This is a genomic window from Mycolicibacterium aubagnense (assembly GCF_010730955.1).
Classification (GTDB): domain Bacteria; phylum Actinomycetota; class Actinomycetes; order Mycobacteriales; family Mycobacteriaceae; genus Mycobacterium; species Mycobacterium aubagnense.
Window position 1 is genome coordinate 3,774,830 of record NZ_AP022577.1, and the last position, 16,469, is coordinate 3,791,298.

At 58.0% G+C, this 16,469-nt stretch carries 12 protein-coding genes and 1 pseudogene; 6 read left to right on the forward strand and 7 right to left on the reverse strand.

The window, feature by feature from the left end; all coding sequences use genetic code 11:
- Positions 1-71 precede the first annotated feature (71 nt).
- Both G6N59_RS18185 and G6N59_RS18190 read right to left on the reverse strand, forming a co-directional pair.
- Positions 72-1,283 (reverse strand): acyltransferase family protein, encoded by a 1,212-nt coding sequence (locus G6N59_RS18185; protein WP_138228216.1) that lies wholly within the window; start codon positions 1,281-1,283, stop codon positions 72-74.
- Positions 1,264-1,728, reverse strand: coding sequence for a hypothetical protein (locus tag G6N59_RS18190; protein WP_138228217.1), 465 nt, complete (start codon positions 1,726-1,728; stop codon positions 1,264-1,266). Before G6N59_RS18190 ends, G6N59_RS18185 begins: the two co-directional genes overlap by 20 nt.
- A gap of 238 nt (positions 1,729-1,966) precedes the next feature.
- Here G6N59_RS18190 and G6N59_RS18195 point away from each other — a divergent pair.
- The 3 genes and pseudogenes from G6N59_RS18195 (at position 1,967) to G6N59_RS18205 (ending at position 4,348) form a co-directional block, all read left to right on the forward strand.
- A pseudogene (locus G6N59_RS18195) lies at positions 1,967-3,198 on the forward strand (IS256 family transposase).
- A gap of 222 nt (positions 3,199-3,420) precedes the next feature.
- Entirely contained in the window at positions 3,421-3,588 is a 168-nt protein-coding gene (locus tag G6N59_RS18200) for a hypothetical protein (RefSeq protein ID WP_163911442.1), read from the forward strand.
- A 103-nt stretch (positions 3,589-3,691) separates the two neighbouring features.
- Positions 3,692-4,348, forward strand: a complete 657-nt coding sequence (locus tag G6N59_RS18205; RefSeq protein ID WP_138228218.1) for a class I SAM-dependent methyltransferase — start codon at positions 3,692-3,694, stop codon at positions 4,346-4,348.
- A 311-nt stretch (positions 4,349-4,659) separates the two neighbouring features.
- Here the strand turns inward: G6N59_RS18205 and G6N59_RS18210 are convergent, their stop codons facing one another.
- Positions 4,660-5,520 (reverse strand): sulfotransferase family protein, encoded by an 861-nt coding sequence (locus G6N59_RS18210; RefSeq protein WP_138228219.1) that lies wholly within the window; start codon positions 5,518-5,520, stop codon positions 4,660-4,662.
- A gap of 890 nt (positions 5,521-6,410) precedes the next feature.
- Between G6N59_RS18210 and G6N59_RS18215 the strand changes: the two genes are divergently transcribed.
- Both G6N59_RS18215 and G6N59_RS18220 read left to right on the forward strand, forming a co-directional pair.
- Positions 6,411-7,814: a hypothetical protein gene (locus tag G6N59_RS18215; RefSeq protein ID WP_138228220.1), complete on the forward strand. Its 1,404-nt coding sequence runs from the start codon at positions 6,411-6,413 to the stop codon at positions 7,812-7,814.
- 162 nt (positions 7,815-7,976) lie between these two features.
- Positions 7,977-8,912, forward strand: a complete 936-nt coding sequence (locus G6N59_RS18220; RefSeq protein ID WP_234884029.1) for a class I SAM-dependent methyltransferase — start codon at positions 7,977-7,979, stop codon at positions 8,910-8,912.
- A 233-nt stretch (positions 8,913-9,145) separates the two neighbouring features.
- Here G6N59_RS18220 and G6N59_RS18225 read toward each other — a convergent pair whose 3' ends face one another.
- The 4 genes from G6N59_RS18225 to G6N59_RS18240 all read right to left on the reverse strand — a co-directional run bounded on the left by G6N59_RS18225 (position 9,146) and on the right by G6N59_RS18240 (position 13,833).
- A complete protein-coding gene (locus tag G6N59_RS18225; RefSeq protein WP_138228222.1) occupies positions 9,146-9,727 on the reverse strand; it encodes a hypothetical protein in 582 nt (193 codons plus the stop codon).
- A gap of 300 nt (positions 9,728-10,027) precedes the next feature.
- On the reverse strand, positions 10,028-11,407 hold the full coding sequence (locus tag G6N59_RS18230) for a tyrosine-protein kinase domain-containing protein (protein WP_138228223.1): 1,380 nt from the start codon (positions 11,405-11,407) through the stop codon (positions 10,028-10,030).
- A 134-nt stretch (positions 11,408-11,541) separates the two neighbouring features.
- Positions 11,542-13,377: a DUF4012 domain-containing protein gene (locus tag G6N59_RS18235; RefSeq protein WP_138228224.1), complete on the reverse strand. Its 1,836-nt coding sequence runs from the start codon at positions 13,375-13,377 to the stop codon at positions 11,542-11,544.
- A 36-nt stretch (positions 13,378-13,413) separates the two neighbouring features.
- Complete coding sequence (locus G6N59_RS18240) at positions 13,414-13,833, reverse strand: hypothetical protein (RefSeq protein ID WP_234884030.1); 420 nt, start codon at positions 13,831-13,833, stop codon at positions 13,414-13,416.
- Positions 13,834-14,235: 402 nt separating this feature from the next.
- On the opposite strand from G6N59_RS18240, the gene G6N59_RS18245 reads away from it, so the two are divergent.
- Complete coding sequence (locus tag G6N59_RS18245) at positions 14,236-16,431, forward strand: acyltransferase family protein (RefSeq protein WP_138228225.1); 2,196 nt, start codon at positions 14,236-14,238, stop codon at positions 16,429-16,431.
- Positions 16,432-16,469 lie beyond the last annotated feature (38 nt).

Here is a 16,469-nt window from a genome sequence, read left to right on the forward strand (position 1 = left end):
GGTCGTGCGGGGGCTGGGTCAGGCGAGGTCGAAGGGTCTTGTGAGAACAGCTGCTGAAACTGCACTCCGTTTCATCGTGTGGCGTGTATCGGACCTTGGATCGAAATTCGGTCTTTCGCCTTGAGGAACGGGCTCTCTATGAATCTCCAGGACAAGAGTGCGACGGCAAATGTCAGCGGAACTCCGATCATCCCGACTGTCAAGGGATCGGCGATGGCGAAGCCAAACATAATGACCGTGAATATCGGGAAGTGCCAAATGTACAGGCCATAGCAGATGCGGCCCAGGAAAACCAGCGGTGGCGACCGGAATATTCGATGCGGAATCGATTGCTCTGGGAGTACCAGTGCGGTAATTAGGCAAGCGGATGCCAATGTGAAGAACACTGAGAGGCCGGCATACATCGCCCGGTCGTGAAAATCCGTCGCGAATCCTCCGACAATCAGTGCGACCAGCGATGGGACTGCCAAGAACTTCGCGGTCCGCTGAAGGGCAGCGCTCCCGCGCACTTTGGGAAGTGCCATCGCGACGCCTAACGCGCAACCAATCAGAAGGGCGTCGCCGCGCATGTCGGTGCCGTTGTAGAGGCGATCGATGGACGCTCCATGGACTGTGAGCCAACTCCGCCAGCCAGCAAATCCGAGTCCGAGGAGAATCAGTAGCGCAACAAGCCGCATCCGGAATCCGATGGCCTTCAACAGCAGCGTGAGGAAGACCGGCCAAATCAGGTAGAACTGCTCTTCGACGGCAAGCGACCAGGTGTGTCCGAGGTATCCGGGTATCGGAGCCTCGAATGCTCTCGTCCAGTTGCTTACGTAAGTAGCCGCCGCAGCCGCTGAAATTAGATGCCAATGGAAGTCGTCATCGAGAATGAAGTACGCGGCGACGAGAAAGGAAAGAATCATCGCGTAGTTGGCGGGAAATAGTCGAAGTACGCGACGAATGTAGAAGGTGGCGAATCCGACGTTCCCCGTCTTTGTCCATCGCTTCAGTAGTAGTGAAGTAATCAGATACGCGCTCATCACGAAGAACATGTCCATGTATAGGAACGCCCCTGGACACCAACTTGGACTTAAGTGTGCCGCTAGAACGCACAGCGTCGCGGTGCCGCGCAAGCCGTCGAGTCCAGGGTTGTAACCGAGTGGATAACGGCTCGGATCGTATCGGAGCCATTCAGATAGTCGCGTGATTAGCAATGCGCCCCACCAGCGCGGGGCAAAACGTGTCCGCCCTTCCTGCGGTAGCAGAGTCCAATGGACCTGCTTAACTGGGGGCGTGTTCACACCCTTCTACCGGTTGCTTGAACCATTCAGGGTGAGACTGCTTCAGCGTTCTGCAGTAGTCGGGATTCTCCCGTAACCACTGTACTTGCGCTTCGTGCTTCGCGGCATTACGCCCTTCTGGGCTCCCGGCTGAATGGCCAGGCTCGCCAGCGGTCGCGTAGGAACCGTCGCAGTACAGATACAACAAGTACTTTCCTGTCTTCTTTTCTTTCCTAGATTCAGACACAATGCAGTCATCTCGCTTCAGTTGGTCGCCGACAATGGACACAACCTCAGATTTTCCTTTCCACGACTTGATGGACTCGACCACCTTGTCGTAGCGCATCCCTGCGAAGGGATCGGTGGCTGATGCGACACCGCCGCCAGCGTCTGTTGCAATCGCTAGTGCGAGCGTCGCCCCGGTGACGGCTGCTATGCGTAACGCAAAACTGTTCACTGTAGTCATCTCCCGGTCCGATGTCTGCCAGCATACGGCGGGTTTGACGGTGGCGTCAGTAAACGTCGAAGCCCGCAAAGATGCGAGTGGAGCGCACTCGGGCCGCTCACTGGGGTTGCGTCCATCAAGGTGGTGTACGAGTCGGACCTGATCAGCGGTACCGGCGTGTCGTAGCCGAGTGATTGAAGGTCATCGCGTGATTCTTCGAGAGACCGTCCAAAGTCACTCGAGCAAAGGAATCGACGCGATGACCACTGCCCACAATATCGATCTGCCCACTGTGCTGGCCGAACGACTCACCACTGCCCATCCCGACGTGCTGCGCGAGCTGCTGGCCACGTTCATCCACACCTGATGGGCGCCGAAGCCGACGCCCTATGCGGTGCCGGCTACGGCGAACGCTCGGCTGAGCGCACCAATTCCCGCAACGGCTACCGACACCGTCAATTCGACACCCGTGCAGGGACTTTGATCTTGCGATCCCGAAGCTGCGGCAAGGATCCTACTTCCCGGACTGGCTGCTGGAGCGCCGTAAACGCGCCGAGCGGGCCCTGACCACGGTGGTGGCGACGTGTTACCTGCTTGGTGTCTCGACGCGGCGGATGGACAAGCTGGTCGAGACCCTGGGCATCACGTCGTTGTCGAAGTCGCAGGTGTCGGTGATGGCCAGGAACTCGACGCCGCCGTGGAGGCGTTCCGGACCCGGCCGCTCGATGCCGGCCCGTATACGTTCGTCGCTGCGGACGCTCTGGTGCTCAAGGTGCGTGAAGCCGGCCGGTGGTCAACGTGCACGCCCTGATCGCCGTCGGGGTCAACGCCGAGGGCTACCGCGAGATCCTGGGAATCGATGTCACGACCGCTGAGGACGGGGCGGGCTGGTTGACGTTCTGGCGGTCGTTGACCGCCCGCGGCCTGTCCGGGGTCAAACTGGTCACCAGCGACGCCCACGCCGGGCTGGTCGCCGCCATCGGGGCCACCCTGCCCGGAGCGGCGTGGCAGCGCTGCAGAACCCACTACACGACCAACCTGATGTCCGTCACTCCCAAGAGTTCGTGGCCCTGGGTGCGCACCCTGCTGCACTCGGTGTTCGACCAACCTGACGCTGAATCCGTTGCTGCTCAATATGATCGGATCATCGACGCATTGTCCGACAAGCTGCCCAATGTCGCCGATCACCTCGAAGCGGCGCGGCCGGATCTGCTGGCGTTCACCGCGTTCCCCAAGCAGATCTGGCGCCAGATCTGGAGCAACAATCCCCAGGAACGACTCAACAAGGAGATCCGCCGGCGCACCGACGTCGTGGGCATCTTCCCCGACCGCGCGGCCCTGATCCGTCTCGTCGGAGCAGTGCTGGCCGAACAACACGACGAATGGGCCGAGTCGCGGCGCTACCTCGGCCTCGACGTTCTGAGCAAATCACGCACCGTCAACGACACCCCAACCGAACAGGAGGCTACCCCCGCGGCACTGCCCGCCTGACCCAACTACCTCGAAGAATCACACGACGACGTCATACACCACGTCCCTGGACTTGACCCTCACTGGGGCGGTTCACTAACGCATGCCCGCAAGCAACTGAGGTTGGCCTGTCGGCCGGCGACTTCCGGCGGGCGTTGAGTCGGTTCCTGGGACTCCAGGACGGAGCGCTTGGAGTGCACGATCGCCCAGGTCATCGCGTAGTGGAAGTAAGAAGCCCTAGAGGTGGTTCGCGAACCGCTCAATCTGGCCGACATCGATTGCGTCTGGGGCGCTCATTTCGCAGTCCTTCTGGAGCAGACGGGACTGTGGCTTTTAGCGATGGGCGGCGCCCGGACTGATGGCGGCACGGCACGGAACGCGGTCCGCAAGATGCCCCTGAAACAGAAGTGATGCAAGATACTTTGACGCCGTGCGCAACTGGAGAGGTGATTTGGGGAATGAACATTCGACCCTGAGGCCCAGGTTCGTGGGGTACGTTGGCAATGCGCTGACTGTGAGCAATACGGCAGACATCTTTAGAGAGCGGGGGCAGGCCGTGCCGTTGGCGGAACTCGTCCGGAAAACCGTTCGCCGGGCGGTTCTCGCATACAGTCTGTACAACCGGAGAAAGAAAACGCACTTCATCCTTCGGTTCTTGGCTGAGCAGGGTGTTAGGGACGTGCTGTTGGTGGGGGCGACGGGCGATGAAAATGGCGAGAACCCGAATTTGGCGAATTCCGGCGTGATCGAAAAGTGCATTGCAGAGCACTATCCAGTAAGAATGGGCATCAATATCGAACCTGCTATTACCACGTACCCGTTTATGATTGCTGACGCACGTGCTTTGCCCTTCGCTGATGACTACGTCGATTTTGCATTGGCCAACGCCATCATTGAGCACGTCGGCCAGGAATGTGACCAGCGACGAATGGTTGAGGAGATGACTCGGGTAGCCCGTACCTGGATCATCACAACACCGAATAAGTGGTTTCCCGTCGAGTCGCATACGTCGACACTCTTTCTGCATTGGATTCCCGCCTGGCGCAAGGACCACGAGAAGGATTTCACACGACTGCTGTCGAGACGTGAGTTTCGTGCGCTGCTGCCACGTACCGCCAAGCTGTCAGGTGGGCTACTCAGTCCGACATTCACAGCGTGTTACGTACGGTAAGCGGCATGATGCGAACGGATTGACGCGTCGCACGTCAAGGCACGCGTTTCGCCGGCGGTGACACAGTTAGCAGGTTGATGTGGAAGCTGTGCTCATCTACCACTGCATCCGCGACTCCGTCGAAGCACGCCAGGGGTTTCGCCTCTCAGAATGGATAGAACCCAGAACCGGTTGGAAGGGCCATCAGTCGCCACCCTGCAGCAGGCCGGGGCACTACGGCGATCCGGATTGGGAAACGTCGCTCGTAAACGATTGGCAACGCCGGCATTTGCGTTGTCGCGCAATACAAAACTCGTGCCCCACGCGCTGGGTCACAGGCCGATTGATACCACAACGTACTTCGGTCTCATCGCCAATGTCGCACGGATGCGAGTGGCCATTCGTGGATTCTGCACCGAGTCGATGAGTTGTTGGGTGTCGGGCGATTCGTCGGGAAGCGCGATTGGCTGAAAATGTCCGTGCGGACCATCGAGGCTGCAGATCAGGTCGGCCAACTCGGACTGCTGCAAAGTCGGCTTCTTATGTACAGGAGGTCGTTCGATGCGGCGAATACGCGCACCAAAATCTATGCCTGCGTTGGTGACATTTAGCCCAGATTCCACGCAGAAGTCGATGAACTGCCGGAACCAGCTTTCAGGGCGCTGTGTAAGTAGCGAGTAATCGCTGAACAAGACGGGACGATCTGTCACTGATGCCAGCATTTGGCGCGAATGGCGTTCCCATATCGCGAGGGCGACATCGAGGTTCACATTGTCTCGCCGAGAGATGCTCGCGGCAACAGCAACCGGGTCCCGGTATGGGACCAACGCCGGCTGTATGCCGAGCACTTGATCCCAGAACGGTAGCAACATGGCTAGGCGAGGATCCTTCCACACCCACCCCGGCCTATTGCCGAATGAACTATGGAATGCCTTCTTGGCGCGGCGTATACAGCGATATTCGGTTACAGAGTTGCGGTCGGTACGGCGTGGCTTCAGCCACGTCTGGCCACTGGCGGCTAGGAGGCGATCATTGAAATGAATGAGGCTACTGCTTTCGAGGTAGCCGTCAGGGTTCCACTCGTCGGCAGGAAGGACATCGTGGGGCACACGCAGCCCAGCAATCTCCGCAAGTGCCGTTGCTGTGGAAGTGCCACTGCGGCCCACGCCAACAACGGTCAGCCCGTCTGCCATATACGCACCTCGTTACGCTCTCAGTAGCGAAATTGCCAGATGTCAACCCGCCCGGCGCGGTGCCCAGGCTGGGGGCTACTGCTGCGCGCAGGATTGCGGGTATCGAGGAGCCCGCGGATGCATCGATCGGTCATGGCGTGCGGGTTCACCACGCTAGCCACATTGGCCCGCAAGTTCAGCATATTTTTGGCCCTGCTTCCGATGAATCCTCAATTCAACGTGTCACTAGCCTCGGACGCCGGTCCATCAGCCTCGTATGTGCCTCGGCATGTCGCCGATGCTACGTCCACAGGCCATGTTCAGGAAGCGGTTTTGGAGAAACTGTTTACCAGGACGTCAGTATCTGCTTTGTGTCGTGTGCCGCTTAGCTCGACGAAGTATCTCAACCGACTGCGAGTGCTGAGCCGTTTGCGCTACTGCCCCATCAACATCGCAGACATCGAAGTGTATGACCCCCCGGAAACTTCCGTGTGCGCCAAAACGGCTACTGGCCAACAGGTTTCGAAACCTGCAACCGATGGACATCTTCGAGCTGTGAAGCGTGCTTGACCAGGATTGATCACCGGGTACCACAACGGCTCCCGGCATTGCTCGGCGTTTGTGCGCCCTGCTCGTGGGAGTTCGCAGGGCCACGGTGATTACGCGTGGGGATGGATCGTGTCCATCGATGCGCGGGCGCCGGGGAGGTCGAAGGCCGTCGACGACCCACTGGGATCCGGTGCAAGGCAGCCTGTCCAGACTACGATCAGGCGGAAGAAAGCAACCTATCGCCCGTTGAGCTTCTTCGGTATGTCACGAAGAGCATTCGGCCTGAAGATCAAGTGCGCAATAGTCGAAGCGATTCACGCAATACTAAGCGATCCAGGCAACCCTGAGCTACCATCTGTTAGATGCAGATGGTCGTTGTCGTCGCTTTTATTGCGTTCTTTGTGACGATCGCGGTTCTGCGCGCACCGCAATGGTGGATAAGTGCAGTCATCATCGTGACTTTCTTGAGTTTTCCGTCGTTCATTCCGTCGCAGGTACGTATTCTCGGTTTCGGTATATATTTGCATGAGATTCCGTTGATAATTACTGCGTTCTATCTATTGATCCGCCGACGTGCAAATCGCAATACGGACCTGTGCGCTGCGAGCATAATCGTAGTCACCACCATCGGTATCGTCCACGGATTATGGAATGGTCATGCGGTACCGACCACAATGAACGATGCCCGAAGTATTCTCACGATGACGTTGTATATATTCATCGTCGGCCGGATTGAGTCAACCGTTGAAGTGAATGCAGCGCTCCGTGCCGTGAAGATAACCTTATGGGCGTCATTCGTTCTCATTCTGCTCAGCACGTGGAACGTCGTGAACCTCAACGCGCGCACCGAGGACGCGGCGCTATTTGGCGAGACGGTGCACGCCAGAGCTGATGTGGAGCGAGTGCTTGGGCCGACAACGCATCTAGCGAGCGCCACTCTCGCTATTGTGATCGCATTGTGGGCGATACGGCCCGATTTGACTAGGCGGACAATTGGCTATTTAGTTCCCGCGTTGGGAATTACAGCTATCGGATTCTCGCGAAACGCTGTCGTCCTCGTTGGAGCCACACTACTGCTGACGCCGCTGTTTTATCGGACCGACGCTACTGAGGACCGCCGGCACACTCGTAGCGGAATATCGCGCGCAATGTTTATCGCCGTCGGCGGGATCGCCGCATTCGAGCTAGTGGGAGTGTTTTTGTCGACGACTGCCGGTATTCCAGGGCTGAACTATCTCGGCTCGGTCTACACCGCGTATTCGACCCGAGTGCTCGAGGGATTTAGCAGCAGCGCTCAACAGTTCGACTACTCATTGCTGTACCGGCAGAGCGAAGTGAAGTGGCTGAAAACTGGGATTCTGGGGCATGAAGTATTTGGTAACGGTTTCGGCTTTCTCTACCGCCCTCCTGTGGGCAAGGGATTCACGGCGACTTCGGGGACGTACTATGCTCACCAGTTCTATTGGTGGGCCGTGGCGAAGGTCGGCTGGTTAGGCCTGTGTGCGTACATGATCACATTCGTCACTCCCGTTATGCACGCGATCTTTGGGCGCGGCGGATTTGCACTGCGATCAGCGGCGGCAGCGGCCATAGTCGGATATCTGGTGACGATGGTGGCAACCCCGATTCCCGAGGATGCCTTCGGAGCGCCGGCGTTTGGCATCTTGCTCGGAATCGCGCTGCTTGTTCGAGCGCCGCAGACTACGAACGGTATGGACAACTTTGGCATCAGTGAGGCCAAATTGGGCTCACGTCCGAACGCATGAGAGCGTAGATTCGCCATCCGTCAATTTGATTGGTGCGCCGCTCCGGATGTGGTTTGATTCGACAGTAGCTGACCCTGGGTTTGCAGGCCAGTGCCGGGCTGACGCAGTCGCTTATTCGCAGAAGGGATCGCCGTGTGCAAACTGACGCAAGCTGTAGCGCCAATGATCGATTTCATCTTCTTGCCGATTGTCCTCGTCGCCTCGTTGGCACTGAAGCTTGTGCGCCGTTTCGGAGTTGAGCGATTGCCGCGAACGCGGTGGCTATTTAGGGCAGTGGGAATATTCCCAATTCGCAATCATTACTATGAGCCGCTGTTCGACAGCACTGCTTTGACGCGGCCATTGGAAGAAGACCGTGTGCTTCCTGGGCTCGACCTAAACATCGGCCAGCAGTTGGATCTGCTCGAAAAGTTGTCGTATGGTGCTGAGTTGCTCGCATTTCCGATGGACCGCCAGTCTGAGACGGGTTTCTATTACGACAACCACGTGTTCGGCCCCGGTGATGCTGAATTTCTCTACAACATGATCCGGTACGCTAAACCCAAGCGGATCATTGAAATTGGAAGCGGTCAATCAACTCTAATGGCGCGCAACGCCATCGCGGCCAATCGAACCGAGGCAGTTGAATATTCGTGCCGTCATGTCTGCATTGAGCCGTATGAGGCGGCGTGGTTGAGCGAATTGAATGTGGAACTCATTCGCACTCCAGTGGAACAAATCGACCTCGCAGTTTTCGGAGAACTCGAGAAGAACGATATTTTGTTCATTGATTCATCGCATATGATCCGACCGCAAGGCGACGTCTTATTCGAATATCTGCAAATACTGCCAATCCTCAAGTCGGGTGTGTATGTGCACATTCACGATATCCGAACGCCTAAGGATTACCAGGATGGGTGGCTCAGCCGTGAAGTGCGATTCTGGAACGAGCAGTATCTGGTAGAGGCGTTCCTCAGCTTCAATGACCAGTACCACATCATCGCAGCCCTAAATTTCTTGAAGCACCATTACCCGCGGGAGCTTTCCAGTTCCTGCCCCGTATTTGGCCAGCGGGCCGATCATTGGGAACCGGGTTCCTTGTGGATTCGCCGGTCCTGAACAACCTTTGTTGTGTGCTGGGAGTCGCGCACAGTCTGCCATGACACCCTCGGGGAATCTCTTCTGCGAATGCGCCAATCGTTTGTGTTGACTAACTCCATAGATCTGCGGTTTCACCGAACGTCGCAGCGGCTCCGGATTGGCAGCTTTCGACTGTTCGACGTCTGTACAGCCCAATAAGCCTTCGGCGGCCCTGCTTTTGATTTGGCGTGAATCCTTCAACCTGACGAAGGTCAGTTGCCGGTAGTGGCGATTGATGTCGCGACTGGCTGTGCCGGGAGACCGTCTTCAAGGGCCCAGACTTTGTCGAAATCAAAGATGCCCCCCGCAGGCGGTCGGTCTGGATATTCACGCCAGAATCCGAACGCGTTGGTCGGGAGCGGCGTGGGTAATGATCTCGATACATCAAGGCCCGGACCGGTAATCCTGACCTGGCTGCCAGTGATGCGAAGGAGAAACCTATAAATGCGGCCCAATTCTAGGGGCCGGGCGAACTGGCCATTTGCTATTTCCTTGAGCTTGCTGTTGGCGACCTGGTTCCGCAGATGCACTCCCCATGCCGTCCGGCTGGATGTAAATACGACCATATTTGTTTGAAGGTTGCTGTCCTCGGCTGTGCCGAACATCATGATGGTTTCGGCAGTGGAGCTGCTACGTCGGACGAATTGTCCTTCCGCGCCGATGCTGAGGATAGGAGCACGAAACTGGCGAATTGCAATTACGTCGCTTTTTCCAGCGTACGTGAAGTGCCCGTCCTTGATGTAGCCATCAGTCGCTGGTTGCAAGGGTGATTCGCCGCTCTGCGCGGTACGCATGTCCCAACCTTCGCCGAGTCCAGTGGTGGTATCTTGCCGGGCGAACTCATCAACGAATGATGCCTCAGTGGGCGGCGAATCCGGCGGTGCTGCTTCAGGCTTCGCTGGCTGGCTGGATGCACTAGACGGGGACGTCTCCCGTGATTCATACGGTGGGGGCTGCGGGGTGCACGCGGCTAGTACTGACAGGACGCTGATTAGACACAAGCTTTTGATGATCGCGAATACCTTGCGGTTCAAGGTCAAGCTGTCGTGCATAGCACCAACGGTTCGTGAATTCATCGTTTGAATGAGTTGACCCTAAGAGGTACGGGTATCCCTACGGCTTTTACCGTAGTAGTAGTAATAACTGCCAGCGTAAGACGAGTGATTACGCGGAGGCATCATCGTGAACACCGTGCCAAGCATTGCGGCACCTACGCTCGCAAGGGCTTCTGATGCGTGTGTTAGCTGATCGCGCCTGGTCTTCCCGTATCGTGCCAGCAGCAAGGCGCCATCCGCATCCGCCGCCAACAAACTGGCATCCGTTACAGCCAGCAGCGGAGATGAATCGACGATCACATAATCGAATTGTCCACGAAGCTCTGCTAGCAGCTTCTTGGCGGCCTGGGATGCCAATAACTCACTTGGATTCGGGGGTGTTGTGCCTGCAGCCAATACCGTCAGCCCGGAAAACCTTGTCTGCTGCAATGCCTCTGAGAGCGGTACTGCGCCGCTGAGTACGGTGCTCAGGCCAACTGATCCGTCGAGTTTTAGATAATCTTGAATCATCGATCGACGCATATCTCCGTCGACTACGACCACGTTGTTTTCGGTCTCGGCCAACGCCAAGGCGAGATTGATCGCCGTTGTCGATTTGCCCTCATTAGGAACGGAGCTTGTAACCACGATTACCCTCGGCGGATTGTCGACTGCGAGGAAGCTCAGATTGGTGCGCAGCTTTCGGAACGATTCGGCAATCCGGGAATTGTCACTAGCGAACGAGATGACCGGCGCAGTGCGTCGGGGCTTGTCCACCGGAATCTCACCTACAACACTGGCGCCGGTGATGCTCTCAAGGTCCTCGCGCTTCTTGACGGTGCTGTCGACAACATCTAGACCGAAAGCCAATGCGATACCGAGTAAGACGCCCGCAACCAGGCCAAGCGCTAGGTTTCGGAACAAGTTTGGAATAGCCGGAGAGCTAGACACCGATGCGGGCTGCTCGACCACCACCCGCGTATCGGGGAGGTTGCCGTCCCCGGAGGTCTCGAGCTGCTTGACCATCGCGACGAATTCGCTGGACAACGTATTTGCAATATCGCGGGCGCGGACAGGTGATGGATCGAGAACGTCCACGTCGATCAGAACGGTGCCGGCTTTCGACCGAGCGGTGACTTCCTTGCGCAATGCCTGCGCGGACATATCAAGGTGGAGCGCATCCACGGTGCGCTGAGCGAGCACGTCGCCTGTGAGTAAAACCGTATAAGAATTGATTCTTTCTTGGGAAAATAGATTTCCTTGGTACGTGTCGGTCAGCGAAGTGCCGGCATATGTCGAAACAAATAGCCGCGTCGATGATTTATATAGCGGGGTAGTGGTGGCAGTGATGATCACCGTCCCGAGTACCGTCACGACAATAGCCGCCGCGATCGGTATCCATCTTGTCCGGAGTATTCTCAAAATGTTCTGCAGATTCACTGCGTCCACTCCTTCTGCCCGGCGCGGTCGACCTCACACGTTTGCATCTGGTGGTTGCGGTCAACCTCCACGTCGCTCACCGTGTCTCTACCTAATGTATGTCAATGCCACCGACAAATTAGGTGGAACTGCAATCATTTCTGCGGGCATTCGGGAACCTTGATCACCGGCGCGGTCTGCTCGATCAGCGGCTGCAGGGGAACCTGGGCTGCCCCCGGGCTCGTAGGTTCGGACAGGCGAAAGGTCAGTACTCCCGACTGCCTGGGCGGAATAGCTACTTGGATCTCGAAAGTTGGGTGATCGCGGTCTATTCCGTTGAATACGGGCACCTGCTGGCCGTTGGAGAAGGCGCCCGTGAGGCGTGCGCCCTTGGTAGCGACAAGGCGAACTGACGTCACCATAGAGCCGCTGGGCAAAGTGATCGGGACGTCACTCTTGATGCCTAGTGAGCCGGCGACATATTGGGGGAGGGGCGTGTCTGGTACGACGCTTGTCAACTTCACTGTCACCGTCGTGTTGCGAGTGTTGCTCGCACAGCCATCCGCCTCGTAGGTGACTTCCTGCCGCAGGTAGTAGTCAAGTTTGTTACCGGCGAGGTTGTTGAAAACTACTGCGGCATATGGGGATGCATCGTCAGGAATCGTGTGAGCAAGTGGTGTCTGCTCAAGCAGCTTCTCCTCATCGGGAGATGCGCTCCAGATGGAGATCCGGCGCTCGCTCACGGCCTTTCCGAGTGCGTCGAGGAGCCGTCGCGGCGAGTCGATGGCACCGGTCATCTTCTTGACGACGGTAGTGGCGATGTCCTGTAGGAACTGCTTGCGCGCACGCTGATCCGTTGGGAAGCGTTGGTATGCAGTCGATTCTGTGAGTTCGACGACGTTGTCCGCGGTGATGGTTTCGCCGTCGGGCATGGTTAGCGGCCCGGTCGCCCCAAGCACGTAACTGAGGGCGACGGGGTCGATTGCGATCACGCCGTCGACATCCGTGCCTGTCTGTTGCGACCACATCGAGCGCCAAATCTGTGCGGCATATGGAAAGTGCGAGCTGAGATTGCTGTTGCGGAAGTCGGTGCTCGGGTTGACGTAGCCGTACTCCTGGTCGAACTGCGGGCCAAGGTCCAGCGGCTTGAACGGTCCGGTCAACTCGGTGTTGGGCCCCAACGCGTTTACTGTCGGCACACCGTGGTCGAAATGGAGAATTCCGAATCCGCCGAGTATCCCGCCTGTTCCCCTGGCTTCGGCGTTGGTCTGAAATCCCATGAAGTAGGTGCGCGGTCCGTCTACGCCCATCAAGAGCGGGGCAAGCTTGGCGGTGAGGGTCGCTTTGTCGAGGAGGCCCGTGACTTTGGCGATTTGCGCTTGAAGATCTGAGCGCGCGTTTCGAAGTGCGGATAGGTAGGCGGGGTCAGTGATCGCGGCGGCATCCGATTCAAGATTCCGCGCTTCGGACGCGATCTTGGCCAGCGCCGGCTCTTTGTTCTGAAGGGTCCGAACATCGACGTGCGAGCCTTTGATCAGTTGGGTCGGGGAAAGCGCCGAGCCCAACTCAGCCGCCGGCTTCATCACGTCAGATGTCAGCCCCAGAACGACTTGGGAGATCTCTTGGGCCGTCTTGAAGGGGCTTCCGAGCCACGGAATATGTGTGGCGAGGTTCCATGGAATTGAGCGCGTTGCACTGTCCGCGTGCCGGGCGTCTGCCTCCGCGTCGGAGGCAAAACGTACGGCGGCATCAAGATCGCCGCCGGACATCGCCTCTTTCGAGTGCTGCGCGTTAGCACGCGCTCGCTCCAGGTGAGATTTAGCCGAATACCCTTCGAATCCCAACCAGCACAGAAATCCAACTGCACTGAGCAGGACAGCCAGTCCCACTACGCGGATGACGTGGCGACGCCGCGGCCGGCGGTGCCGCTTGCTGTCGGTGCTGTTGTCGTCATCCGATGCGTCGTCGTCAGCATCCCCCGCTGTATCCACAGAAGAAATGTGTCACTCGACGAGATCGCGGGCGGCCTAGCAGCCCCGAGTCAACGAAACCGTGATGGTGCCGTACGGCCCGATCTTCGCACCAAAGCCGAGGAAGCAGACCGAGAAATTAATGTTGGCCGTGATTTGCTTCCACAGCGGCTGGAGAAAGCCGGGGATGATCGACAGCGGGGTGAAGCTTCCTACCAGGATGGGCGCGGGCGGCGTCGGGTTCGGCGAATTGCCAAACCACCACCAGGGCTCGTTCTGCCACCAGTTGGCCTGTGGCAGGAACTTGAGTGGACCCTGGATGACGTTGTCCACCACATGCGTTATCGGGGCAAGTGGAACCGGTGCGGCCTGCGCCATCACCGGAGTCAGTGTGGCGGCTGCGGCTACTGCGCAGGCGGCCATGCCGATCTGCATTTTAGCTGTGGCGTTCGAAACATGCATCGCGAGAACAGACATAGTCCGAGCCTTCCGATGATGAGATCCTCGTGGAGGAAATCCTCATAGGAGCTTCGCAGAAATTGTGCCCGGCGTCAATAGCTAACGGCGCAGGTTGCGGGATATTTTCGGAAGTTCGTCCGGGGTCGATCGATGTTCCGCAGCGCGGGCGTTGGGCCGCCATGGAAGTGCCCTGGGCTCCTTGCGTCGTGGACGACGCTCAGGGGTTGAGCTACTTGCTGTCGAACCGATGTCGGACCGCCACGTGCATCCAGTGTTGCGTCAGTGGGAGATGGCCTTCGAGCGAGACGGGGTTGCATCCAGCCCGGAACCAGTCTTCCGGTTAGCCATCCAAAAAAATTGTCATGGCCGTAAGCTGCGCGTCGCAGTGGTTGAACTCTCCTGGCGATACGGAGGTTGGCTATGGGCTCATCGGGGCATGTGAAGCACCGGCGTCGCGAACGCGCGAAAGGCGCAAACCAGCGACTCGATATCCAAGGCTTGCGCATGGTCAGCATGCTCACCGTCTTCGCCTACCACCTTTGGGGATGGCCAAGAGGCGGCGTTGCAGCTATCGATGTGTTCTTCGTGATTTCCGGGTTCCTGATCACTGGGAACCTCATGCGTGGCGCAGAGAAGACCGGCACGGTCTCGTTTAGGCAGTTCTATTGGAACCGCATCCGCCGCATCGTCCCGGCCGCCACCGTGGTTCTGGTCCTCACCTATCTGGCATCGACTGTCATATTTCTCGGATTCCGATCCCACGAGGTCGGAGTCGACGCATTGTGGGCGTTCATATTCTGGTCGAACTGGCACTTTCTGAGTATCGGCACAGACTATTTCCATTCAATGGCAGCGACAGTGTCACCGATTCAGCACTACTGGACCCTGTCGGTTGAAGAACAATTCTACTTTGTCTGGCCCGCGGTGATCTTCGCCGTATGTGTGGTCATCGTGCGCAAGAGTTGGACGCATTCACGGCGGATGGCAATCGCTGGCGGAGTCATGGGTGGGATCGTCCTGGCATCTTTGTTATGGGCAGTACACGAAACCACGGAATCGCCGATGGCCGCGTACTTCGATACTTTCGCGCGAGTGTGGGAGTTGGGCGTTGGCGCACTTCTCGCAACCGCAGTCAATCTGCTGGCCCAGATTCCGCGAGTTCTCAAGCCCGTCCTGTCTTGGGGTGGCCTTCTCGTCATTGGTGTCAGCTTCGCGTTGATCAGCGACAGCGAGGCGGGTTTTCCGGCGCCGTGGACCGTGCTTCCAGTACTTGGCGCGGCAGCGGTCGTCGCGGCCGGAGTGGGAGGGGAGCCCGACTATCAGCCGTTCTTACGCAATCGGGTGTCCACGTACATCGGTAATATTTCGTACTCCCTGTACTTGGTTCATTGGCCCGTGATAGTTCTTCTTGGCGCCATCATGAGTGTGAGCGTTCCTTACTACGTGGCAGCCGTGGCTTTGACTTTCGGTCTGGCGATCGCCTCATACCATCTGATCGAAAACCCAATGCGCCACGCCAGTTTCGTACGATCCGGTGAGTCCACGCGGAGTACCCGCGGGCGCAGCTACGTGCCTGCGCGGTCTACGCAGTATGCGTCGCTGGCCGCCGCGACGCTGCTGGCCGTCGCAGGTACTGCGTGGTTGGCTAGGCCGGTGACACCGCCGGACATAGTGCAGTCCTCTGACTCTGGGATTGACCTGTCCCGTGCACAGCTCGACTCAGCTCTACCTGCGGCGACTCTGGGTCCACGTGCTGAGGCATTGCAAGGCGAAATTACCGCTGCCCTGCAGGCCACGGAATGGCCCGTTCTCAACCCACCGTTGGAGTCGTTGTTCAATGGGGGGGACACTCAGCTCGTCACACCGGAGGCGGCCAAATGCTCGATGTCGGCGATCGCACCACCGGACCTCTGCATTTATGGGCCACCAACTGCGCCACTGAAAGTCGTACTGGTCGGTGATTCGGTCGGGCTGGGCTATTCGGAAATCTGGCGCCAGCTCGCATTGAGATCGAATGGTGCGTTGCAAGTGTTCAACCAAGCGATGGGGTCCTGCGTCTTCACTCAGGACACCATTGATAGGGCTACTGTGAGCCCGGAATGCTCGGGCCGCAAGGACAGCGCCGTTGAGGTCATCAATACCGTCAAGCCAGATGTCGTAGTAATATCCAACGCCTACGTTCGCGACCGCGTCGTCGGGGTACGGCACGAGATGTCAATGCAGGATTGGTCAGATTCGCTTAATCGGATCATCGATCGGTTCAGAGGCAATGCCAAGAAAGTGGTGCTGGTTGCGCCTCCGCCGAGTGACAAGGCGATCAAGGAATGCGTCAGTAAGGCATCCAGTACGCCGTCGAGCTGCATCGGGACGATTCCGTCCATTTGGTATTCGAAGGCTAAGGCAGAACAGAAGCTAGCCGCGGCACTAGGTGGAGCATGGGTGGACTCGCGGCCCTGGTTCTGCAACCAGAGTCAGCGGTGTCCGAGTTTTGTGGGAACTACGCCTACCCGAGTCGATTGGGTACACATGGCCCCTCCGTATTCCGGCAAGATTGCTCCGGTATACGCCGAAAGCCTCACGGAGGCGGGAGTCCCGCTCGCGGATAACCAGTCGTGAGTGTGAGGGCTGTGCACGAATCGGCGTCGATCGACGTG

Bases quoted from the DNA above. Each gene is read 5' to 3' on its own strand.
- G6N59_RS18215 (WP_138228220.1), top strand. From the start codon at position 6,411: ATGCAGATGGTCGTTGTCGTCGCTTTTATTGCGTTCTTTGTGACGATC.
- G6N59_RS18210 (WP_138228219.1), bottom strand. From the start codon at position 5,520: ATGGCAGACGGGCTGACCGTTGTTGGCGTGGGCCGCAGTGGCACTTCC.
- G6N59_RS18220 (WP_234884029.1), top strand. From the start codon at position 7,977: ATGATCGATTTCATCTTCTTGCCGATTGTCCTCGTCGCCTCGTTGGCA.
- G6N59_RS18190 (WP_138228217.1), bottom strand. From the start codon at position 1,728: ATGACTACAGTGAACAGTTTTGCGTTACGCATAGCAGCCGTCACCGGG.
- G6N59_RS18225 (WP_138228222.1), bottom strand. From the start codon at position 9,727: ATGCGTACCGCGCAGAGCGGCGAATCACCCTTGCAACCAGCGACTGAT.
- G6N59_RS18240 (WP_234884030.1), bottom strand. From the start codon at position 13,833: ATGTCTGTTCTCGCGATGCATGTTTCGAACGCCACAGCTAAAATGCAG.
- G6N59_RS18245 (WP_138228225.1), top strand. From the start codon at position 14,236: ATGGGCTCATCGGGGCATGTGAAGCACCGGCGTCGCGAACGCGCGAAA.